The sequence below is a fragment of the Variovorax sp. 10N420 genome (assembly GCF_056394705.1).
This window is the reverse complement of the sequence record NZ_JBFTIJ010000001.1, coordinates 154,662-177,117: the sequence shown is the minus strand read 5'-3', so window position 1 is coordinate 177,117 and position 22,456 is coordinate 154,662. Positions and strand designations below refer to the sequence as shown.

Here is a 22,456-nt window from a genome sequence, read left to right as displayed (position 1 = left end):
AAGGCGCCCCCTCCGGCGGTCAGGACTCTCCTACCGTTCCTGTCAGAGCCGCGCCAGTCGATCCAGGGCGCTGTGGAGCGTTTCGTCCTTCTTGGCGAAACAGAAGCGCACCACGCGCTGGTCGAACGCATCGCCGTAGAAGGCCGACAGAGGGATTGCCGCGACGCCGATTTCGCTGGTCAGCCAAAGGCAGAAATCCGATTCGTTCAGGTCGCTCACCGCGCTGATGTCGACACACTGGAAGTACGTGCCGGCGCTCGGCAGCAGCTTGAAGCGCGTCTTTGCCAGCCCCGCGGCGAACAGGTCGCGCTTGCGCTGATAGAAGGCGGGGAGTTCAAGGTACGGCGCAGGGTCGGCCATGTAGCTGGCGAGCGCGTGTTGCATCGGCGTGTTCACGGTGAACACGTTGAACTGATGCACCTTGCGGAACTCAGCCGTCAGCGACGCCGGCGCCGCGACATAGCCGACTTTCCAGCCTGTGACGTGATAGGTCTTGCCGAAGCTGCTCACGATGAAGGTCCGCGCGGCAAGGTCCGGAAAGCGCGCCGCGCTTTCATGGCGCGCACCGGTGTAGACCATGTGCTCGTACACCTCGTCGCTGATCAATAGGACATCGGTCGGTGCGAGCAGTTCTTCGAGGCGGCGCATTTCCTCTTCGGTCCACACGGTTGCACTCGGGTTGTGCGGCGTGTTGACGATGATGGCGCGAGTGCGCGGCGAAATGGCGGCGGCGATCTTGTCGAAGTCGGGGCGGAAGGTCCCCGGCGTGAGCGGCACGCGCACCACGGTGCCGCCTGCAAGTTCGATGTTGGGCACGTAGCTGTCATAGCAGGGCTCCAGCACGATGACTTCATCGCCCGGCCGCACGACGGCGAGGATTGCCGTGATGATCGCCTGCGTCGCGCCCGCCGTGATCGTGATCTCGGTCTGCGCGTTGTAGTTGTGGCCATACAAGGCCGCAATCTTCGACGCGATCGCCTCGCGCAACGCCGGGATGCCGGGCATCGGCGGGTACTGGTTGTGGCCCGCGCCCATTGCATCCGTGACGGCCTGGAGCAGCTTCGGATCGCAGCCGAAGTCCGGAAAGCCCTGCCCAAGATTCACCGCGTTCTTCTCGGACGCGAGTGCCGACATGACGGTGAAGATGGTCGTGCCGACGGCGGGCAGCTTGGTCTCGACTTGGGGTGTACGGGCAGTCACGGTACGGGTGCTCACAGTTCGTAGTCTTGATGATGACCGCTCAAGGCCTTGGCGATCAGGTTGCGATCGAGCCGGTCTGAAAGCAGCTCGGCGAATTTGAAGACGAAGTTGCGCAGATAGGCGCTGCGCTTGAACGCCACGCGCGCGATGTTGGTGCCAAAGATGTGGCCCATGGGCCGCACGACGAGGTCCGCGTTGGAATCATCGCGCACCGCCATCTCGGCGACGATTCCAACGCCGAGGCCGAGCCGCACGTAGGTCTTGATCACGTCCGAGTCGATGGCTTCGAGTGCGATTCGGGGCGTCAGCTTCTTCTGGGCGAAGGCATGGTCGATGCGCGTGCGGCCGGTGAAGGAAGGGTGATAGGTGATGATCGGTTCGGTCGCCAGGTCCTCCAGCGAAATGCGTTCCCTGTCGGCCAACGGATGCCCCTTGGGCAGCACCAGTACGTGCTGCCATTCATAGCAGGGCATCGTCACCAGGTCGGTGTAGTCGGAGAGCGACTCCGTTGCGATTCCGATCTCGGCGATCTCGTCGATCACCATGCGCGCCACCTGATCGGGCGAGCCTTGATGCAGACTGACGTTTACCTTGGGGTAGGCCTCGCGGAGCTTGGCGACCGGCACGGGCAGTACATAGCGCGCCTGCGTATGGGTGGTCGCGATCGACAGCGTGCCGCTGTCTTGGGCGCTGAACTGTTCGCCGATGCGCTTGAGGTTGCCAACCTCGCGCATGATCAGCTCGATGCTGGCGAGAACATGCTGCCCTGGTTCGGTGACGCGCTTCAGGCGCTTGCCGTGCCGTGCAAAGATCTCAACGCCCAATTCTTCTTCGAGTTCGATGATGGCTTTGGACACGCCGGGCTGCGAGGTATGCAGCGCTTTGGCGGCTTCCGTCAGATTGAGGTTGCGCCGCACCGCCTCTTGAACAAACTTGAACTGGTGAAGATTCATAACGAATTCCGTCTTATTTAGGAATTTATTATGCCTTCGCAATCTATAAAAATCAGCCGGGAATCAGCTCGAAATCAGCCCGAAATCAGGATTCGGACATCAGCAATCCAATGCCTTGTGCGCGAGCAGTTCGATCACGTCCGGCTCCTCGCCCACCGCGCCGGCGAGTGTGAAGGTGACCTGCGGGTGCCGCATGCGCATTCCCTCCAGCAAGCGGGGCAGGTCTTCCCGCACGTGCTTGCCCATTCCGAGGAAAAGCGGGACCACCCGAATGGATCGGGCTCCGTCGCCCACGAGCGCCGCAGTGGCGGTCAGCAGGTCAGGGGCGACCAGTTCGAGGTAGGCGCATGCCACGCCGACCGACGGGTCAAGCGCCGCGACGCGCCGAGCCACAGCCTCGATCGGCGCCCGCCAGCGCTCATCGCGCGAACCGTGCGCGAAGAGAATGACGGCGCGGCCTGACTCGATCATTGCCGCAGCGCCGCTAGCGTCTCAACACCAGCCACGTGAAGGCGGCGAGCGACATCACTGAATAGATCAGCCCGGGTGCGGCTGCCGTCATCCAGGGCAGCCAGTTCCCGAGGTTGCCCAAGTACCCGAAGACGTTGTTCAGCAAGAAGAAGCTGATGCCGATCATCACGCCGACGAACACATACGTCGCGATCCCGGCCTGGCGGAAGTGCAGATAGGCAAACGGCAGGGCCAGCACGATCATCACCAGGCACGACAGCGGATAGAACACCTTGCGCCAGAACTCGATTTCATAGCGCTGTGCCGTCTGCCCGTTTGCATCGAGATGGCGGATGTAGTCGAACAGGTCGAGCGTGCGCATGCGCTCCGGCCGGAGCAGGGCGACCGACACCATCTCAGGCGTGAGCGAAGTCTTCCATTCGACCATCGGGATCTTCGTGGTGATGATGTGAGCCTGGTCGGCGCTGCGCGTCTGGTATTCCTGTCGCTCCACGTCGACGAGCGTCCAGTGTCCATCTTCGGCGCGGGCAGAGGCCGCGGACACCTGCGACGTGATGAATCCCTTGCCGTCGAACTCGAAGATGCGCGGGTCCTTGAGCGTGCCGTTGCGCTCCATCGTGGCGACGTTGACCGCAAACGAGGCGTCGCCTTGCCGCTCCTTGAGCCATGCGCCGGTGTTGCCTACGAGCGAGTAGGCGTTCTGGAAGCGCGCCTTGAGCAACTGGGCTGTCCGGTCGGTGAAGGGTGCGACATAGTCCCCGATCGCGAATGTCAGGATCACGAAACCCAGCCCCAGCAAAAGCAGCGTCCGCAACGCGCGCCATGGGCCGAGACCGCTGGTCCGCAGGATGGTGAATTCCGAGCTCTGCGCAAGCCTGGCCATGACGAAGATGGTGCCGATCAGCACAGCGATCGGCAGCAATTCATACAGGTGGCTGGGGATGAGCATCGCGACGTACGCGAGGGCCTGGCCTGCCCCATAGCCTAGCGATTCAGGTTTTCCGATGGACTGCAGCTCATCGACAAAATCGAAGAAGAAGAACAGGCTGAGGAAGCCCAGGGCCACAAAGCCCACGGACTTCATCACCTCGACATAGATCAGGCGACGGATTGTTTTCACGCGTTGGGGGTCGTTGCGGGTCGGGCGCGGCTTGCCGTGAAGCCCCAATTGAAATGACGTTTCGCAAGCCACAGAAGGCCGATCACCAGCGCCCCGCCATGGAGCGCGAGCATGAAGCCTCCCATGCCGTACTTGCCTGAACTGACCCAGTTCTGCCCCAGGTTGAGCATGTTGTAGTAAAGGACGAAGGCGAACAGCGCGAACAGGTAGTTGCCGCTGCGGCCGACTCTCGGGTTCACGCTGGAGAGTGCCAGCGCAAGAATCACGAAATTCGCAGCGCCAAACAGCATGCCGACGCGCCAGGCCAGTTCGCCACGGTTGACGAGGGTCGGATCGCGCAGCAGCGTCAGTGTCGTGCGAGTGCGCACGGGCGAAGCGTCCGACGAGTCGCTGCCACTGCCGCCGACCTTGGCGCCATAGGTTTCGAACTCGCTGATCTTGATGCCCTCGGTCGGCGTGAGCGGGCGTTCGAGGCGTTGACCGTTGCTCAGCAGCAGAAAGCGCTTGCCGTCGATATCTTCGATGTGTCCATGGCGTGCTGACGTGATGATGTGCAGGTTGCGCTCGATGGAAGAAATGAAGACGTTGTTCGCCGTGGCGCTGTCAGGCGCGTCCTTGTCGATGAAGAACACGCGCAGCCGACCCGCGGACTCGCGGAATTCGCCGGGCGCCACGCGCTCGATGTCGCTGCGGCTCTCGTAGCGCTGGCGCATGCCCTCGGTCTGTGAATTGGCCCACGGCCAGCCGACCAGCGCGAACAGCGCAACCAGCAAGAGGATCGGCCATGCAAAGCCGAAGAGCGGACGTAGAAAGTCCGCCAGCCCGCGGCCGCTCGAAAACCAGATCACCATTTCGCTGTCGCGATACATACGTGACAGCGTGCCGACGATCGAGATGAAAAGGCAGAGACTCAGGATGGTGGGCATGTAGCCGAGCACCGTATAGGTCATCACGAGGAAGACCTCGGAGGGATTCACGCTGCCTTTGGCGGCCAATCCGAGCGTGCGGATCAGCATCATGGTCATCACGATGGTGACCAGCACCACGAGGGTGGCACCGAAGCTGCGCGACAGCTCCTTGCGTAGAGAGGAATGGAATAACATCGTCGAGGGAAAAAAAGGATTATGGACTTTCAACTCAAGACCCTCTCCATCGCTCAGGCAGTCACCGACAAAACCGACGTTCTCGTCGTCCTCGTGGCTTCCGCAATCGGCACCTCCAAGGACGCACTCTCCACGCTGATCGCCAGCGCCCGGAAGGCAGGCGATCTGCCCGACAAGGCGGGCAAGCTGCTCGCGCTCTATCGGCCCGAGGCGGTTTCCGCTCCCCGCGTGCTGCTGGTCTCGATCGGCGACGGCAAGCCGGCATCGGTTCGCACCGCGGTGAGCGCGGCGATCGGTGCGGCCAAGGGGTCCAACCCGAAGCGGGTGTCCATCGTTGCAGCGCAAGCCATCGACGCGGCCGCGCTCGCCAGCGCCGTCATTGCGGCAGCGGACGCCAGCTATGTCTATGGCACGACGAAGTCCAAGGCCGAGCCACGCACGATCCGCCAATTGACCTTCGGCGTGAGCGACGCTGCGCCACTGCGCCAGAGCTTCGATGAGGCTGCCGCTGCCGTTGTGGGAATCGAGCTGGCCAAGGAATGGGCCAATCGGCCGGCCAACTACTGCACGCCAACCATGCTGGCCGGTGCCGCGCAAGAGCTCGCCAAGCTGCCGAACGTGAAGTGCGAAGTGCTGGGTCCCAAGGAAGTCGAGAAGCTCGGGATGGGCGCATTCTCGGCGGTCGCCCAGGGCTCTGCGGAGCCGCTGCGCTTCATCGTCCTGCGCTACAACGGAGCGCCCAGGCAGCAGGCGCCGGTGGTGCTGGTCGGCAAGGGCATCACCTTCGACACGGGCGGCGTCTCGCTCAAGCCGGCTGCCGAAATGGACGAAATGAAGTTCGACATGTGCGGGGCCGCGAGCGTGTTGGGCGTGTTCCGTGCACTGGGCGATCTGCAGCCGGCGATCAACGTCGTCGGTCTTATTCCTTCATGCGAGAACATGAACGACGGCCGCGCGGTCAAACCTGGCGACGTCGTGACCAGCATGGCCGGCCAGACCATTGAAGTGCTCAACACGGACGCTGAAGGCCGGTTGATCCTGTGCGACGCCCTGAATTACGCCAAGCGTTTCGAGCCGGCAGCGGTGATCGATATCGCCACCCTCACGGGCGCCTGCGTGATCGCCTTGGGCGGCGTGCGCAGCGGCTTGTTCTCGAGCGACGACGCGTTGGCGACGGCGCTCAGCGCCGCTGGCGAGGCATCGCTGGACCGCTGCTGGCGCATGCCGCTCGACGAGGATTACGCAGAAGGACTCAAGAGCAACTTTGCCGACGTGGCCAACATTGCCGGTCGAGCGGGCGGTGCAATCACCGCCGCCAAGTTCCTCCAGCGATTCACCACCGACTTCCCGTGGGCTCATCTCGACATTGCCGGCACCGCATGGAAGGGTGGGGCGGCCAAGGGCGCGAGTGGTCGACCAGTCGGCCTGCTGTTGAACTACCTGATGACTCGGAGCCGAGAAAACGCCGAGGCGGCACCGCGAAAGCCCACGAAGAATGCCTCGAAGACCGCCTCGAAGGATCGGGCAAAGAAGTGACGGAAATCGACGGCCACTACAACATGCCGGACAAGGTGAGCTACGCCTGCCGCCTGCTGCGGAAGGCTGTCAGCGCCCATGGCGCGCGCCTGGTGGTCATGGCTGATTCGCAGACGCTGGACGCGATCGACCAGTCGCTGTGGACACTGCAGCCAAGCGAATTCATCGCCCACTGCCGTTGTGACGATGAAGCGCATAAGGTCACGCGGTCGCCGGTCGTGCTGGCCGAAAGCGGGTCGGAGTCGCTGCCGGACCGGCCCATTCTCGTGAACCTGGGCGCTGACTTGCCGGTGCGGTTCGAGCGGTTCGAGCGGTTGATCGACATCGTTGGCAGCGACGAATCCGACAAGCAGGCAGGGCGCGCCCGCTGGCGGCACTACAAGGATCGCGGCTATGCGATCCGCACCTTTCCCTATGCGGGGAGCGCCAACTGATGGCATCCACCCAGCGCACGCCGCCGCGATTCGTGCCAACCTTGACGACGGTGGTCGAGGAACCTTCGCAGCCCGAGCCTCCCATTGAAACAGCGGCGCCTGCGCAAGCCGAGGCGCCCGCATCGGCAGAGGCTTCGCAAGCCGTTGCCCTGGGTCCCGAAGCGAGGCTCTCCGAGGCCCACGCTTTCCGGCTCGAAGAGCAGTTGCTGCATCGCGTGCTGCAGCGCGTGGACCTGCAGATGGAGGAGCGATTGAGCGATGTCGTGTCAGCTGCCGTTCAGCACCATCTCGACACCATGATCCCCGGTCTGCGCAAGGAAATCGAGGCGGTATTGCGCGCGCTGGTGAGCGAATCGCTGTCGCGCGAGCTTTCGGAAAACCCCGGGTCTACGCCAACATTCGGGCCTCATTCCTTGGGCTAAACTGCGCGCCAGGTCGAAAAGCGCACGGGCGCCGAGCTTCGCGGCGCGATACTTGCTGAGTTAAAGCGCCCGGATCCAAAGACCGGTTTTCAACTCTATTTATTAAGTTCTGGAGGTTCCCATGCAAATGAAATGGACCGCGGTCGCTCTGGCTGCCATCGCGCTTGTGGCCTGTGGCAAGAAGGAAGAAGCTGCCGCGCCGGCCGCCACGCCTGCGCCGACTGCAGCAGCACCTGCCCCGGCAGCACCTCCGGCTGACGCGCTTGTCGTGAAGATCGGCCATGTCGCGCCGACCAGCGGCGCCATTGCGCACTTGGGCAAGGACAACGAAATGGGCGCGCGCATGGCCATCGAAGACCTGAACGCCAAGGGTGTGAAGATCGGCGACAAAGTTGCCAAGTTCGAACTGCTCGCCGAAGACGATGCAGCCGATCCGAAGCAAGGCACCGCAGTGGCCCAGAAGCTGGTCGACAGCAAGGTCAACGGCGTTGTCGGCCACCTGAATTCCGGCACGACCATCCCCGCCTCCAAGCTCTACAGCGACGCTGGCATTCCCCAGATCTCGCCGTCGGCGACCAACCCCAAGTACACGCGTCAAGGCTTCAAGACCACCTTCCGCGTGGTGGCTGACGACACGCAACTCGGCGGCACGCTGGGCAAGTACGCAGTCGAAACGCTCAAGGGCAAGAACATTGCCGTGATCGACGACCGCACTGCCTACGGCCAAGGTGTCGCTGAAGAATTCGAGAAGGCCGCAAAGGCCGCCGGCGGCACGATCGTCGGCCACGAATTCACCACCGACAAGTCGACCGACTTCAACGCCATCCTGACCAAGCTGAAGGGCGCCAACCCCGACGTGCTGTTCTTCGGCGGCATGGACGCCGTGGGCGGCCCGATGCTCAAGCAAGTCAAGCAGCTCGGCATGACCGTGAAGTTCATGGGTGGCGATGGCCTGTGCACCGCAGAACTCGCCAAGTTGGCCGGCGACGCAATCGGCGAAGACATGGTCGTGTGTGCCGAGGCTGGTGGCGTCGAAGGTGATTTCAAGGCACCGCTCGAAGCCTGGAAGACCAAGTTCAAGGAAAAGAACGGCGTCGAAGTGCAGATCTATGCACCGTACGTCTACGACGCCGTGAACGTGCTGGCCGCCGCGATGGAAAAGGCCGGCTCCGCCGATCCGGAGAAGTACCTGCCTGAAGTCAGCAAGGTCGAATACAAGGGCCTGACCGGCCCGATCGCGTTCGACGAAAAGGGCGACATCAAGAACGGTGCGCTGACGCTGTACACCTACAAGAATGGTGCCCGTACCCAGATCGCCGTGGTGCGCGGAGCGAGCTAAGGGCTCACACGCCACGTCGGAAAGAAAGGGCCTTCGGGCCCTTTTTTTGTGGCTGCATGCATTACCGAGTGCAGTGGGGAATGTGGAGAGTGCCCGCAAAAAAGCCCCGACAAGCGGGGCTTTCAGGACGATTCCAAGTGGCAGGTGGAGACTGCCGGAAGCGATTTTTTGGCGGAGCAGGCGGGATTCGAACCCGCGGAGGGCTATTAACCCTCACACGCTTTCCAGGCGTGCGACTTAAACCGCTCATCCACCGCTCCGAAGCCCGCGATTGTAGCAGTGCGCAGGCGCCGTTTCGGGCGTCACGCGCCATTTGATGTCAGCTGCCGCCCTGCGCTTTGCCCGCTTGCATCATCCGCATCGCGGAGGCAATGAGCGCGGCCGTTTCGTTCATGTTGCTGGGCACGATCAACGTCGTCGTTGCGTCCGCCGCGACCTTGCCATAGGCGTCGACCGCGCGCTCGGCAACCTTGAGTTGGACGGCCTGTTCGCCGCCGGGCTGGCGAATCGCCGCCGCCACCCGCTCGATCGCGCCGGCTGTCGCCTCGGCTACGGCAGTGATGGCTGCCGCCTGACCCTGCGCGTTGTTGATCTGCGCCTGCTTTTCGCCTTCGGAGCGCGCGATGAAAGCCTCGCGCTCGCCGGTCGCGATGTTGATCTGCTCCTGGCGCCGGCCTTCGGAAGCGGCAATCAGTGCGCGCTTTTCGCGCTCTGCCGTGATCTGGCGCTGCATCGCGTGAAGGATCTCGTTGGGCGGCGTGAGGTCCTTGATTTCGTAGCGCAGCACCTTCACCCCCCAATTGAGGGCCGCTTCGTCAATGGCCGAGACGATCTGCGAGTTGATGATGTCGCGCTCCTCGAAGGTCTTGTCGAGTTCGAGCTTGCCGATGACGCTGCGCAGTGAAGTCTGTGCAAGCTGCGTCACGGCCATGATGTAGTTGGACGAGCCGTAGCTTGCGCGCATCGGATCCGTCACCTGGAAATAGAGGATGCCGTCGACTTGCAGCTGCGTGTTGTCGCGCGTAATGCAGACTTGGCTCGGCACGTCGAGGGGGATTTCCTTCAGGCTGTGCTTGTAGGCGACGCGGTCGATGAAAGGAATCAGAAAATTGGGGCCGGGCGTCATGGTCCCGTGGTACTTGCCGAGGCGCTCGCGCACCCAGGCGTTCTGTTGCGGCACGAACTTGACCGATTGGGTGATGACGATGATCGCGATGACCAGGATGACGAGGGGGACGGCTGCGTATTCCATTGAACTCTCTCTTTGCTCTTTGTAGATTCGATTCAGACTTTTTCGACGACGAGGCGGCTGCCGATCACCTGCGTGACCTTGTGCTCGCCGGCCGATGGCACGCTGCCGGGCCGGGCGATCACGGTCCATTGCGCGCCGCGGTAGCGGACGGTGGCGGTGCCGTCGTCGTTCCAGGCATCGACGTGGACGTGCTCGCCGACGTCGAGGTTGACGTTGGGGTTGGCGCCGGTGGGCGGCTCCGGCGGGCGTTTGCGGCGGATCGCGTGCCATGCGATCACGGATGAGACGCTGACCACCGCTGCGACGATCAGTTGCGTGTCGAATCCGGCGCCTGCGTGCGCCGAGATCGCCGCGGCGGCGAAGCCGACTCCCATCAGCAGGAGGTAGAGCGTGCCGGTCCCGGAAAGCAACTCGAGGACGATGGCCGCACCTGCAATCAGCCACCAAATGGTGGAACTCGCCATGACGTTTCCTCTCTTTGTTTTAGGTGCAGGGGATTGTGTCAAAGCTGGAACTCAGCTTCATCTGAATTCCGTACACTTCGCGCCTATTTGCCCGTCCGGAGCCTGTTCATGAAATTTCGCTTTCCGATCGTCATCATCGACGAGGACTTCCGCTCCGAGAACACCTCGGGGCTCGGCATCCGCGCGCTGGCGCACGCCTTCGAGAACGAAGGCTTCGAAGTGCTGGGGGTCACGAGCTATGGCGATCTGAGCCAATTCGCCCAGCAACAAAGCCGCGCCAGCGCGTTCATCCTCTCGATCGATGACGAGGAATTCACCGTCGGCCCCGATCTGGACCCAGCCGTGCTCAACCTGCGCAATTTCATCGGCGAAGTGCGGCGCAAGAATGCCGACGTGCCGATCTACATCTACGGCGAAACAAAGACCTCGAGGCACATTCCGAACGACATCCTGCGTGAGCTCCATGGGTTCATCCACATGTTCGAGGACACGCCGGAGTTCGTCGCCCGCCACATCATCCGCGAGGCGAAGAGCTACCTTGAAGGCGTGCAGCCGCCTTTCTTCAAGGCGCTGATCGATTATGCGGAAGACGGCTCCTACTCATGGCACTGTCCGGGCCACTCGGGTGGCGTGGCGTTCCTGAAGAGCCCGGTGGGACAGATGTTCCATCAGTTCTTCGGCGAGAACATGCTGCGCGCGGACGTGTGCAATGCGGTCGAGGAACTCGGCCAGTTGCTCGACCACACGGGTCCCGTCGCGGCGAGCGAGCGCAACGCGGCGCGGATCTTCAACGCCGACCACTGCTTCTTTGTCACCAATGGCACCAGCACGAGCAACAAGATGGTGTGGCACCACACGGTGGCACCGGACGACGTCGTGGTGGTCGACCGCAACTGCCACAAGTCGATCCTGCACGCGATCATCATGACGGGCGCAATCCCCGTGTTCATGAAACCGACGCGCAATCACTTCGGCATCATTGGTCCGATTCCCAAGAGCGAATTTGAACCGGCGGCCATCAAGGAAAAGATCCGCGCCAATCCGCTGCTGGCGCACGTGAACGCCGACACGGTCAAGCCGCGCGTGATGACGCTGACGCAGTCGACCTATGACGGCGTGATCTACAACACCGAAACCATCAAGGGCATGCTCGACGGCTACGTCGATACGCTGCACTTCGATGAAGCGTGGTTGCCGCATGCCGCGTTCCACCCGTTCTACGGCGCCTATCACGCCATGGGCAAGCGCCGCGTGCGCCCCAAGGATTCGCTGGTGTTTGCGACCCAATCGACACACAAGCTGCTGGCGGGCATCAGCCAGGCGAGCCATGTGCTGGTCCAGGATTCGCAGAACCGCGCACTGGACCGCGATCTGTTCAACGAGGCGTACCTGATGCATTCGTCGACCAGCCCGCAGTACGCGATCATCGCCAGTTGCGACGTCGCGGCCGCCATGATGGAGCCGCCCGGCGGCACCGCGCTGGTGGAGGAGAGCATCCTCGAAGCACTGGACTTCCGTCGTGCGATGCGCAAAGTCGAGGACGAATTCGGCAAGGACGAGTGGTGGTTCAAGGTCTGGGGCCCTGAGAAGCTGGTCGACGAGGGCATCGGGCGCGCCGACGACTGGATCATCAAAGGCGAATCGCGCACGGCCAAGTGGCACGGCTTCGGCAAGCTGGCCGACGGCTTCAACATGCTCGATCCGATCAAGTCGACCATCGTGACGCCGGGCCTCGACCTGAACGGCAAGTTCGCGCCGACCGGCATTCCAGCCGCCGTGGTCACCAAGTTCCTCGCGGAGCACGGTGTGATCGTCGAGAAGACCGGCCTCTACAGCTTCTTCATCATGTTCACCATCGGCATCACCAAGGGCCGCTGGAACACGCTGCTCACGGCGCTGCAGCAGTTCAAGGACGACTACGCGCGCAATCAGCCGATGTGGAGGATCATGCCGGAGTTCTGCCAGCAGCAGCCTGGATACGAGCGCCTTGGGCTCAGAGACTTGTGCCAACACATCCATCAGCTCTATGCGCGCTTCGACGTGGCGCGGCTGACCACGGAGATGTACCTCAGCGACCTGACGCCCGCGATGAAGCCGAGCGACGCCTTCGCGCACATTGCCCATCGCAAGACGGAGCGGGTCGAGATTGACGAGCTCGAAGGGCGCATCACGACGAGCCTGATCACGCCCTATCCGCCGGGCATTCCGCTGCTGATTCCGGGTGAAGTCTTCAACAAGAAGATCGTCGATTACCTGAAGTTCGCGCGCGAATTCAATACGCAATGCCCGGGCTTCGAGACCGACATCCACGGACTGGTTGCGCGGATCGACGACTCGGGCAAGAAGCGCTACTACGCCGATTGCGTGCGAGGGGCATAGCCCCGGGGCGCCGCCGTTCTGGGTTCGACCGCTTCAGAAGTCGGCGTCGTCGCGTTCGCGTACGAAACGCGCGAATCTCGGCAAGCCGGAGGAGGTCTTGCCGTTGTAGCGATAGGTCACCCAGGTGCCGATGGCTGGCGGCTTCTCGCGCTCCGCATCGCTGAAGCCACCGCCTAGCTTGAAGCGCTTGCCGTCCGGCGTTTCGACCAGCAGCGCGCCCATCCGCTTCGCATGCTTGCCACGTCCGCCGATGTGGGCGACGACGCGTGCTTCTGCATCGTCGTAGGCCTTGACCTTGAGAAGGTCGGTGCTGCGATCGGCTCGATAAAGCGATGAGCCCCGATGGAGCATCAGCCCTTCGCCGCCCATCCTGATGGTCTTGTCGAGCAGAGCGTCGAGTTCGTCGGCGGTCGTTGCACGCTGTTGCGGCACGGCGACCACCCAGGGGACGGTGGTGATGGGAAACAACTTGCGCAAGCGCGCGAGCCGCGCCGTGAAATCACCCGGCTCGGCAGGAAGATCGAACACCATGAAGTGAATCTCCCGCCATGCTGCATCGGACGGCGTCTGGCTGCGCACCGTCGACACTGCGCGGGAGAAATGGCCTCGGCCGGCCCACAGTTCACCGTCCAGCGGCATCGTAGGCAATGCCTCCACGAACCAGGCGGGTGCGGCGATAGGTTCGCCACTGCGTGTTTTCAGTTGATGGCCGTCCCAGTAGGCGCGCACGCCATCGTATTTTTCGCTGACCCAGTAATCGTTGAGTGACATGCCGCGGCGGTAGACCTCGGCCATGATGAGAGGCGGGGGCGCCTTCGGGGCGCCCTGTGCGAGGGCTTCGCCTTGCCTCGAAAGGCCAATGGCCATTCCGGCAGCCGCCAGCAACAACGTTCGGCGGGAAAGCGGCACGGACGTGGCTCCGCCGGTGCCGCTCTTGCGGCGTTTGCAAAAAGAAAAACTCACGATCAACTCCCTGACATTTTTGGTATGCCGGGATTATTAAATGCGGCTATGTGCCGCTTCAGACGGATTCTGAGATGCCCCCGACGACGTTGCTGAAACCGCCGTCCACATAGGTGATCTCCGCGGTGACCCCGCTTGCAAGATCGCTCAGCAGGAAGGCTGCGACGTTGCCGACTTCTTCGATGGTGACGTTGCGCCGCATCGGCGCGACCTTCGAGATTGCAGAGAGGAGCTTGCCGAAGTCCTTGATGCCGCTGGCAGCCAGCGTCTTGATCGGACCGGCGCTGATGCCGTTGACGCGCATCCCCTTGGGGCCGAGCGATTCAGCCAGATAACGCACCGAGGCCTCGAGCGAAGCCTTCGCAAGGCCCATGGTGTTGTAGTTGGGCAGCGCGCGGATCGAGCCGAGGTAGGTCAGTGTCAGCAGCGCCGATTTGTCGTTGAGGTAGGGCAGGGCCGCCTTGGCCATTGCCGGGAAGCTGTAGGCGCTGATGTCGTGCGCGATCTTGAATGCCTCGCGCGAAAGCCCTTCGAGGAAATCGCCGGCGATGGCCTCGCGCGGCGCAAAGCCGATGCTGTGCACGAAACCGTCGAACTTGGGCCAGGTCTGAGAAAGATCGGCAAAGAGCTTATCGATCTGCGCGTCGTTTCCGACATCGCAGTCGAAAACCAGCTTTGAATCGAAGTCCGCGGCGAACTCGGCAATACGGTCCTTGAATCGCTCGCCCACATAGCTGAAAGCCAGTTCGGCCCCTTGCTGGTGGCAAGCTTTGGCGATGCCATAGGCGATGGAGCGGTTGCTCAGCACGCCGGTGATCAGAAGTTTTTTGCCGGAAAGAAAGCCCATGGATCGACCTCGTGAAAATCTTGGGCAGAATTCTCGCATGCGGGTTCTTTGGTTCTGTTGCTTGCTGGTGTGTGCGGTTCCCGCTTGGGCGGCGCATGGTTACGCCATGTGGGACGACCTGAAGTACCCGGCCGGCTTCAAGGCTTTCGACTACGTCAACGTCGATGCGCCCAAGCGTGGCGAGTTGCGCCTGGTCAGCAATCAGCGCTATTCGACCTTCGACAAGTACAACCCTTTCACCATCAAGGGGGCCCCGCCCGCGTACTTGGCCAACCTGATGTTCGATTCGCTGCTGGCCGGGTCGATGGACGAGACGGCATCGGGCTACGGACTCCTGGCCGAGGATGTGGTGGTCTCGCCCGATCGGCTCAGCGCGACCTTCAAGCTTCGCCCTGAGGCGCGCTTTCACGATGGCACGCCCGTCGAGGCCGCGGACGTCAAGCACAGCTACGACACATTGATCGGTCCGTATGTGTCGCCCGGCTACAAGACTCTGCTCGAAGATGTCGAAGGCGCCGAGGTGATCGACGCGCGGACCATTCGCTTCAAGTTCAAGAAGCCGAACCGCGAACTTCCGCTGACTGTCGGCGGCTTGCCCGTCTTCAGCCGCCGATGGGGCATGGAGAACGGCAAAGCCAAGCCTTTCGACCAGGTGGTGATGGACATCCCGATCGGCAGCGGCCCTTACAAGATCGGCCCTGTGCGTTTCGGCAAGGACATCACCTACGTGCGCGATCCGAATTACTGGGCGCGCGACCTTGCCGTTCGGCGCGGCACGAACAACTTCGACCGCATCACGATCAAGATTTACCAGGACAACACGGCGCGCCTGGAAGCATTCAAGGCCGGCGAGTTCGACATGATGAGCTTCTATTCGGCGGGCGACTGGGCGCGCCGCGTGACGGGAAAGCGGTTCAATACCGGGGAACTGGTCAAGCGCGAATTCGCCCATCGGCTGCCGTCGGGCTTCCAGAGCTTCGTGCTCAACAGCAGGCGTCCGTTGCTGCAGGATCGGCGCGTGCGGCAAGCGCTCGGCCTCGCGCTCGACTACGAGTGGATGAATCGGCAGATGTTCTACGGCGGCTATCCGCGCGTGAGGGACCTGTTCGGCAATACCGATTGCGCGGCCGAAGGCACGCCATCCGAGCAAGAGCTCAGGCTGCTGGAGCCTTGGCGCGGAAAGATTCCCGACGAGGTGTTCGGACCGATGTACGAGCCGCCGACCACCGAGGGCCCAGGGCACTCGCTGCGAGACAACTTGCGCAAGGCCAGTGATCTCCTGAAGCAGGCTGGCTGGGAATATCGCGATGGCGCGCTGCGCAATGCCCGAGGCGAGCCGATGCAACTCGAATATCTCGACAGCAAGGAGGGCGGTGCCCGAACCGTGTCACCGTGGATGCGCAATCTCGAGAAGCTGGGCATCACGCTGAAGTTCGCTTCGGTTGATTTCGCGCTCTACCAGCAGCGCCTGGACAAGTTCGAGTTCGACATCACGACCATCAACTTTCCAGGCACAAACAATCCTGGCCAGCAACTGGCGGACATCTTCGGGAGCAAGGCGGCCACGACGGAGAGTTCGGGCAACTACATGGGCGTGAGCAGTCCGGCGGTCGATGCGTTGGTGAACGACATCGTGCGCGCCGAGAGCAAGGCTGAGCTCCTTCCGGCCTGCCGGGCGCTCGACCGGGTCATCATGCACAGCCACTACCTGATCCCGCAGTGGACCTTGACGTCGCACCGGATCGCCTACAACGCCTGGCGCCTGGCCTACAAATCGCCGATGCCGCCTTATGCATCGGCCGAAGACTGGGTCATGACGACCTGGTGGGCCAAATAGGGCAGAGCCAGCAAAGGAAACGAAGACCCGATGTTTTCCTATGTCCTCAAGCGGCTGTTGCTGTTCATCCCCACCTTGCTTGGCGTGCTGCTGGTGACCTTTTTCGTGATTCAGTTCGTGCCGGGCGGTCCTGTGGAGCAGTACCTCGCAGAAGCGAAGGCGGCCACGCGCGGCGGCATCGAATCGGGTGGCTCCAACTATCGCGGCAACCAGGGAGTCGATCCGAAGCGGCTGGCGGAAATCAAGGCGCTCTACGGTTTCGACAAACCGGCGCACGAGCGGCTCTTTCAGATGCTGGGGCAGTTCGCCCGCTTCGACCTGGGCCGAAGCTTCTTCCAGAACAAGGATGTGTGGACGCTGATCCTGGAGAAGCTCCCCGTCTCGATCAGTCTCGGGCTCTGGACCTTCTTCATCAGCTACGGGGTTGCGGTGCCGCTGGGCGTCGCCAAGGCCGTGCGCGCAGGCACGCGCTTCGACCTCGTGACCACCTTGCTGATCCTCGTCGGCTATGCGATTCCGGGTTTTGTCCTCGGCGTGGCACTGCTGGTGATCTTTGGTGGGCAACTGCAATGGTTTCCGTTGCGCGGCCTGACCTCGGCCAACTGGGACGAACTCAGCTGGGGTGCGCGCATCGTCGATTACCTCTGGCACATCACCTTGCCGGTGACAGCGATGGTGCTGGGGAGCTTTGCGGTGACCTCCATGCTGACCAAGAACGCCTTCCTGGAGGAGATCCGCAAGCAATACGTGCTGACGGCTCGCGCCAAGGGCCTGGGCGAACGGCAGGTGCTTTGGAAGCACGTATTTCGCAACGCGTTGATTCCGATCGTCACCGGCCTGCCGGCGGCTTTCATCGGTGCGTTTTTCACGGGCTCGCTGCTCATCGAGACGCTCTTTTCGCTCGACGGGCTTGGCTTGCTGGGCTACGAGAGCGTGATCCGGCGCGACTATCCGGTCGTGCTCGGCACGCTTTATCTCTTTACGCTGATCGGCTTGGTGACCAAGCTTATTTCAGACCTCTGCTACGTATGGGTCGACCCGAGGGTGAAGTTTGACTAGCGCCGCCGCCAAGCCCGTGTCGCTGAGCCCGGGACGCCGCGCGTGGCTGCGCTTCAAGCGCAATCGGCTGGGGTATTGGAGCCTGCTGCTGTTCGTGGTGATGGTCGTCACGAGCCTCTTTGCCGAAGTGCTGTCGACCGACCGGCCGCTGGTCATGCGCTACGAGGGAAAGATCTACTTTCCCGTTTTGCGCGACTATTCAGAAAAAACCTTTGGCGGCGACTTCGAGACACCGACGGACTACCTCGATCCGTTCATTCGCGAGCGCATCACGCAAGGCGGCAACTGGGCGATCTACGCACCGAACCCGTACGGCCCCAAGACGCTCAACTACTTCGCAAAGTCTCCGAGTCCGGCGGCGCCAACCCGCGACAACTGGCTGGGCACGGACGATCGAGGTCGCGACCTGCTGGCACAACTGATCTACGGCTTTCGGGTAAGCGTACTGTTCGGCCTGGCCCTCACCGCCATCGGCACCGTGCTGGGCGTGGCGGCCGGCGCGGTGCAGGGCTACTTCGCGGGCAAGACCGACCTCGCGTTCCAGCGTTTCATCGAGATCTGGGGTTCAATGCCCGAGCTTTATTTGCTCATCATCTTCAGCGCCGTGTTTGCGCCGAGCGTCGCGCTGTTGTTGATCCTGCTGAGTCTCTTCGGCTGGATGGGGCTTTCCGACTATGTTCGCGCCGAGTTCCTTCGCAATCGCCAAATGGACTACGTGCGGGCCGCGCGAGCGTTGGGCGTGGGCAATCTGCAGATCATGTGGCGGCACATTCTGCCCAACAGCATGACGCCGGTGGTGACGTTTCTTCCGTTTCGCATGAGCGCTGCGATCCTGGCGTTGACTTCGCTCGACTTCCTCGGCCTGGGCGTTCCGCCTGGTACGCCTTCGCTTGGCGAACTCCTGAGCCAAGGCAAGGCGAACATCGATGCCTGGTGGATTTCCTTGTCTACCTTTGGCGTGCTCGTCCTCACGCTGATGCTGCTGACATTCATGGGCGACGCGCTGCGCGACGCGCTCGATCCGCGAAAGGCTGACAGATGACACCCTTGTTGAATGTCCAGGGGCTCAGGGTTGCCTTCGGCGACAAGGAAGTGGTGCACGGCATCGACTTCAGCATCGCACAGGGCGAAAAGCTGGCGTTGGTCGGCGAGTCGGGGTCAGGCAAGACAGTCACCGCGCTGAGCCTGCTTCGACTGGTTCAGAACGCGGACGTTTTCGGCGTCGCCGAATTTGCTGGAGACGAATCGACGGGTGCGCGCCGCGATTTGTTGTCACTGCCTGAATCGAAGCTGCGCGGCATCCGGGGCAAGGAGATCGCGATGATCTTCCAGGAGCCGATGACCGCTCTGAATGCGCTCTACACCGTCGGCGACCAGATCGCCGAAGTGCTGGAACTTCATCAGGCGCTGTCTTCCAGGGCGGCGCACGAAGCGTCGGTGCAACTGCTGGCGGACACCGGCATTCCCGAACCGGCGCGGCGGGCGAGGGCGTTTCCGCATCAGTTGTCGGGCGGACAGCGCCAGCGGGCGATGATCGCGATGGCGCTGGCTTGCAGGCCGCGCCTGCTGCTGGCGGACGAGCCGACCACCGCGCTCGACGTGACGGTGCGCTCGCAGATCCTCGAACTGCTGGCGGACCTGCAGCGCAAGTACGGCATGGCCGTGCTGCTCATCACCCATGACCTCAATTTGGTGCACCGGTTCGCAGATCGCGTGGCGGTCATGGAAAACGGTCACGTCGTCGAGCATGGTGCCGTGTCGACCGTCTTCGGCGCGCCGCGGCATCCCTACACACGCAAGTTGATCGACAGCCGGCCGACACGGGATGTGGATCCTGCCCCCGCCGGTGGCGCTGCGCCGGTACTGGCCGCGAAGGGGCTGCGCGTGAGCTATCCGGTCTCGAGGCCCGGAGTGAGAGGCTGGTTTCGCAAAGGCGAGTTCATTGCCGTTCAAGGCGCCGACTTCAGCATCGGCCCTGGAGAGACCCTGGGCGTCGTGGGCGAGTCGGGTTCGGGGAAATCCACTCTGGCGTTGGCTGCGCTCGGCTTGCTGAAGCACCAGGGGGAACTGGACGTCTCCGGCCACCGCTGGGACGCGGGACGGGCCAGCAACCGTGCGCTGCGGCGCGTCATGCAGGTGGTCTTCCAGGACCCGTTTTCGTCGCTCTCGCCGCGCATGACCGTCGAACAGATCGTCGCCGAGGGCCTGACCGTTCATGCACCCGAACTCGGTTCGACGGAGCGGCGAACGCGCGCCTTGGCGGCGCTGGCCGACGTCGGGTTGACCGACGCGCAGTTCCCCGCGCTTCTGGACCGCTACCCGCATGAATTCTCCGGCGGGCAACGACAACGCCTCGCGATCGCTCGCGCACTGATCGTCGATCCCAGTCTGCTGGTACTTGACGAGCCGACGAGCGCGCTCGACGTGACCATCCAGAAGCAGGTCCTGGGATTGCTGCAGCGCTTGCAGCGCGAGCGCGGCCTAAGTTACTTATTGATTACACATGACGTGGAGGTGATCCGCGCGATGGCGCACCAGGTCATCGTCATGAAAGACGGTGCGATTCTCGAATCCGGCCGGGTCGAGCGCGTGCTCGACGCGCCGGAGCATCCTTACACCCAGAAACTAGTCGCCGCCGCCTTGGCTGAATAGGCGAGTCATGGATGCAGGAAATGTTGCGTATCGGCAAGGGCCGGGCCTCACGCCGCCGCGAAGCTGTAGCGGCTGTGTCGGACTGATGACAATAAGACTGGTACCGCATCCGCTTGCCTGGACCTTGGAAAACGATGAATTCGTAACGCGTTTGGCATATAATTCGAGGCTCACGACCAAACGGGCGGGTACTTACCGCCCGTTTTTTATTGGTCGAAGCATTTTTCCTGGTGCTGCAAAAGCGGGCGGCGGCATCGGGCACATCAAGGGCGCAAACAGACACGTGGCATTGCAGCAGACAGTGGAACAAACCGTGGCCGGACTCGGCTACGACCTGGTCGAGATCGAGCGGTCGGCCGGGGGATTGCTGCGCGTCACGATTGATTTGCCGTGGAATGGCCCAAATTCTGTCGCTGTGGCGCCTGGGGTGCCGGAGCCCGTCCTGACGGTCGAGGATTGCGAAAAGGTCACGCGACAGTTGCAGTTCGCACTCGAAGTCGATGGCGCCGAATACAAGCGGCTCGAAGTGTCATCTCCAGGCATCGACCGCCCGTTACGCAATGAGCAGGATTTCGAGCGTTTTGTGGGCGAAGTCGTCGACATCACGCTCAAGGCACCGATGGGTGCGGCGGCAAGCGGCCAAGTGGCGGCCAATCGCAAGAAATTTCGGGGCACGTTGGAGCGGGTTGCGATGGCCGACGGTTCGCAGGGCTGGCAGATCGTCTGGAGCCAGGAGCCCGAAGGCCGCTCGGTGCCAAAGCCTGGCCAGAAGATCAGCAAAAAGCGCGCGCCTGCTCCGATGCAGGCGCTGGGTTTTGCCTTGGACGAGTTGCGTGAGGCGCGGCTCGCCCCGATAGTGGATTTCAAGGGGCGCAGGCCCAAACCTGGCACGGTAGTGTCGGACTGAACGAGGAGAGTGGTGGCATGAATCGCGAAATGTTGATGTTGGTGGATGCGATCTCGCGCGAGAAGAACGTCGAGCGCGACGTCGTCTTCGGTGCGGTCGAGTCCGCCTTGGCGCAAGCTACCAAGAAGCTCTATCAGGGCGATGTGGACATTCGCGTCGCCGTGGACCGCGACAGCGGCGACTACGAGACCTTCCGTCGTTGGCACGTCGTTCCCGATGAGGCCGGCCTGCAATTGCCCGACCAGGAAATCCTGCTCTTCGAAGCCAAGGAAGAGATGCCGGACATCGAGGTCGACGAATACATCGAAGAGGCCGTCGATTCGGTGCCGATCGGCCGTATCGGCGCGATGGCTGCCAAGCAGGTCATTCTTCAAAAGATCCGAGACGCCGAGCGCGAAATGCTGCTCAACGACTTCATGTCGCGTGGCGAGAAGATCTTCACTGGCACCGTCAAGCGGCTGGACAAGGGCGACATCATCGTCGAGGCCGGCCGGGTCGAAGGGCGCCTCCGCCGCAGCGAGATGATCGCCAAGGAAAACCTCCGCAATGGTGATCGCGTACGCGCCATGATCATGGAAGTCGACCTGACCCTGCGTGGCGCACCAATCATCCTGTCTCGTGCAGCGCCGGCATTCATGATCGAGCTCTTCCGCCAGGAAGTCCCCGAAATTGAACAGGGCTTGCTCGAAATCAAGAGCTGTGCCCGGGACCCGGGTTCACGGGCCAAGATCGCTGTGCTTTCGCACGACAAGCGCGTCGATCCGATCGGCACCTGCGTCGGTGTGCGCGGCACGCGCGTCAATGCCGTGACGAACGAACTCGCCGGCGAGCGCGTCGACATCGTGCTCTGGAGCGAAGACCCGGCTCAATTCGTGATCGGTGCCCTCGCACCTGCGAACGTCAGCTCCATCGTGGTCGACGAAGAGAAGCATGCAATGGACGTTGTGGTCGACGAGGAAAACCTCGCAATCGCGATCGGCCGTGGCGGGCAGAACGTGCGTCTGGCTTCCGACCTGACCGGCTGGAAGATCAACATCATGGATGCCAACGAGTCGGCCCAGAAGCAGGCGACCGAAACCGATGCCAGCCGCAAGCTTTTCATGGAAAAGCTGGATGTGGACGAGGAAATCGCCGACATCCTGATTTCCGAAGGCTTCACCAGCCTGGAAGAAGTCGCTTATGTCCCGATTTCCGAATTGCTCGAGATCGAAAGCTTCGACGAAGATACGATCAACGAATTGCGGTCGCGCGCCAAGGATGCGCTGTTGACCATGGAAATCGCCCGCGAAGAGAATGTGGAGGGCGTTTCGCAGGATCTGCGCGACCTTGCCGGGCTGGATCCGGCACTTATTCCGAAGTTGGCCGAGGCGGGTGTACATACCCGCGACGACCTCGCCGACCTTGCGGTCGATGAACTCACCGAGATCACCGGCCAGAGCGCCGATGACGCCAAGAACCTCATCTTGAAAGCCCGCGAACATTGGTTCGCCGGCCAAGAGTGATGGTCATGGAGGCACG

At 62.4% G+C, this 22,456-nt stretch carries 20 protein-coding genes and 1 tRNA gene; 11 read left to right on the top strand and 10 right to left on the bottom strand.

Translation table 11 applies throughout. The annotated features are described in order from the left end of the window. Positions 1-42: 42 nt before the first annotated feature. The 5 genes from AC1DEK_RS00855 to lptF form a co-directional block, all read right to left on the bottom strand. Positions 43-1,215, bottom strand: coding sequence for a pyridoxal phosphate-dependent aminotransferase (locus tag AC1DEK_RS00855; RefSeq protein ID WP_478123308.1), 1,173 nt, complete (start codon positions 1,213-1,215; stop codon positions 43-45). Next, on the bottom strand, positions 1,212-2,153 hold the full coding sequence (locus tag AC1DEK_RS00850) for a CysB family HTH-type transcriptional regulator (RefSeq protein WP_478123307.1): 942 nt from the start codon (positions 2,151-2,153) through the stop codon (positions 1,212-1,214). The genes AC1DEK_RS00855 and AC1DEK_RS00850 overlap by 4 nt, the downstream gene beginning before the upstream one ends. Before the next feature lie 99 nt (positions 2,154-2,252). After that, positions 2,253-2,624 (bottom strand): sirohydrochlorin chelatase, encoded by a 372-nt coding sequence (locus AC1DEK_RS00845; RefSeq protein WP_478123306.1) that lies wholly within the window; start codon positions 2,622-2,624, stop codon positions 2,253-2,255. A gap of 13 nt (positions 2,625-2,637) precedes the next feature. Continuing rightward, a complete protein-coding gene (lptG, locus tag AC1DEK_RS00840) occupies positions 2,638-3,744 on the bottom strand; it encodes an LPS export ABC transporter permease LptG (RefSeq protein WP_478123305.1) in 1,107 nt (368 codons plus the stop codon). Beyond that, complete coding sequence (gene lptF, locus AC1DEK_RS00835; protein ID WP_478123304.1) at positions 3,741-4,847, bottom strand: LPS export ABC transporter permease LptF; 1,107 nt, start codon at positions 4,845-4,847, stop codon at positions 3,741-3,743. The genes lptG and lptF overlap by 4 nt, the downstream gene beginning before the upstream one ends. A 21-nt stretch (positions 4,848-4,868) precedes the next feature. On the opposite strand from lptF, the gene AC1DEK_RS00830 reads away from it, so the two are divergent. The 4 genes from AC1DEK_RS00830 to AC1DEK_RS00815 all read left to right on the top strand — a co-directional run bounded on the left by AC1DEK_RS00830 (position 4,869) and on the right by AC1DEK_RS00815 (position 8,578). Beyond that, a complete protein-coding gene (locus tag AC1DEK_RS00830) occupies positions 4,869-6,383 on the top strand; it encodes a leucyl aminopeptidase (protein ID WP_478123303.1) in 1,515 nt (504 codons plus the stop codon). Beyond that, positions 6,380-6,817, top strand: a complete 438-nt coding sequence (locus AC1DEK_RS00825) for a DNA polymerase III subunit chi (RefSeq protein ID WP_478123302.1) — start codon at positions 6,380-6,382, stop codon at positions 6,815-6,817. The genes AC1DEK_RS00830 and AC1DEK_RS00825 overlap by 4 nt, the downstream gene beginning before the upstream one ends. Next, positions 6,817-7,239 carry a hypothetical protein gene (locus AC1DEK_RS00820; protein ID WP_478123301.1) on the top strand — a complete coding sequence of 141 codons (423 nt, stop codon included), beginning with the start codon at positions 6,817-6,819 and terminating at the stop codon, positions 7,237-7,239. Before AC1DEK_RS00825 ends, AC1DEK_RS00820 begins: the two co-directional genes overlap by 1 nt. Before the next feature lie 121 nt (positions 7,240-7,360). Further along, positions 7,361-8,578 (top strand): branched-chain amino acid ABC transporter substrate-binding protein, encoded by a 1,218-nt coding sequence (locus AC1DEK_RS00815; RefSeq protein ID WP_478123300.1) that lies wholly within the window; start codon positions 7,361-7,363, stop codon positions 8,576-8,578. Positions 8,579-8,747: 169 nt separating this feature from the next. Here the strand turns inward: AC1DEK_RS00815 and AC1DEK_RS00810 are convergent. The 3 genes from AC1DEK_RS00810 to AC1DEK_RS00800 form a co-directional block, all read right to left on the bottom strand. Continuing rightward, positions 8,748-8,838: transfer RNA gene (locus tag AC1DEK_RS00810), tRNA-Ser, on the bottom strand. A 59-nt stretch (positions 8,839-8,897) separates the two neighbouring features. Beyond that, on the bottom strand, positions 8,898-9,830 hold the full coding sequence (locus AC1DEK_RS00805) for an SPFH domain-containing protein (RefSeq protein WP_478123299.1): 933 nt from the start codon (positions 9,828-9,830) through the stop codon (positions 8,898-8,900). 32 nt (positions 9,831-9,862) lie between these two features. Then, on the bottom strand, positions 9,863-10,294 hold the full coding sequence (locus tag AC1DEK_RS00800; protein ID WP_478123298.1) for an NfeD family protein: 432 nt from the start codon (positions 10,292-10,294) through the stop codon (positions 9,863-9,865). Between the two features lie 108 nt (positions 10,295-10,402). Here AC1DEK_RS00800 and AC1DEK_RS00795 point away from each other — a divergent pair, with 108 nt between their 5' ends. Further along, positions 10,403-12,673: an Orn/Lys/Arg family decarboxylase gene (locus AC1DEK_RS00795; protein ID WP_478123297.1), complete on the top strand. Its 2,271-nt coding sequence runs from the start codon at positions 10,403-10,405 to the stop codon at positions 12,671-12,673. Positions 12,674-12,706: 33 nt separating this feature from the next. Here AC1DEK_RS00795 and AC1DEK_RS00790 read toward each other — a convergent pair whose 3' ends face one another. Together AC1DEK_RS00790 and fabI are read right to left on the bottom strand one after the other, a co-directional pair. Next, positions 12,707-13,540, bottom strand: coding sequence for a DNA ligase (locus AC1DEK_RS00790; protein WP_478123960.1), 834 nt, complete (start codon positions 13,538-13,540; stop codon positions 12,707-12,709). Between the two features lie 154 nt (positions 13,541-13,694). Next, the gene (gene fabI / locus AC1DEK_RS00785; protein WP_478123296.1) at positions 13,695-14,483 is read right to left on the bottom strand and encodes an enoyl-ACP reductase FabI; all 789 of its coding nucleotides are present in this window, start codon (positions 14,481-14,483) and stop codon (positions 13,695-13,697) included. Between the two features lie 37 nt (positions 14,484-14,520). On the opposite strand from fabI, the gene AC1DEK_RS00780 reads away from it, so the two are divergent. From AC1DEK_RS00780 to nusA, 6 genes are all read left to right on the top strand, one after another. Further along, the gene (locus tag AC1DEK_RS00780) at positions 14,521-16,320 is read left to right on the top strand and encodes an extracellular solute-binding protein (RefSeq protein WP_478123295.1); all 1,800 of its coding nucleotides are present in this window, start codon (positions 14,521-14,523) and stop codon (positions 16,318-16,320) included. Positions 16,321-16,350: 30 nt separating this feature from the next. Beyond that, positions 16,351-17,379 (top strand): microcin C ABC transporter permease YejB, encoded by a 1,029-nt coding sequence (locus AC1DEK_RS00775; protein WP_478123294.1) that lies wholly within the window; start codon positions 16,351-16,353, stop codon positions 17,377-17,379. Further along, positions 17,372-18,421 (top strand): ABC transporter permease, encoded by a 1,050-nt coding sequence (locus AC1DEK_RS00770; RefSeq protein ID WP_478123293.1) that lies wholly within the window; start codon positions 17,372-17,374, stop codon positions 18,419-18,421. Before AC1DEK_RS00775 ends, AC1DEK_RS00770 begins: the two co-directional genes overlap by 8 nt. Continuing rightward, positions 18,418-20,031, top strand: coding sequence for an ABC transporter ATP-binding protein (locus AC1DEK_RS00765; protein ID WP_478123292.1), 1,614 nt, complete (start codon positions 18,418-18,420; stop codon positions 20,029-20,031). Before AC1DEK_RS00770 ends, AC1DEK_RS00765 begins: the two co-directional genes overlap by 4 nt. Positions 20,032-20,314: 283 nt before the next feature. After that, a complete protein-coding gene (gene rimP, locus AC1DEK_RS00760; protein WP_478123959.1) occupies positions 20,315-20,938 on the top strand; it encodes a ribosome maturation factor RimP in 624 nt (207 codons plus the stop codon). A 17-nt stretch (positions 20,939-20,955) separates the two neighbouring features. Beyond that, the gene (gene nusA, locus AC1DEK_RS00755; RefSeq protein WP_478123291.1) at positions 20,956-22,440 is read left to right on the top strand and encodes a transcription termination factor NusA; all 1,485 of its coding nucleotides are present in this window, start codon (positions 20,956-20,958) and stop codon (positions 22,438-22,440) included. Positions 22,441-22,456: the final 16 nt, after the last annotated feature.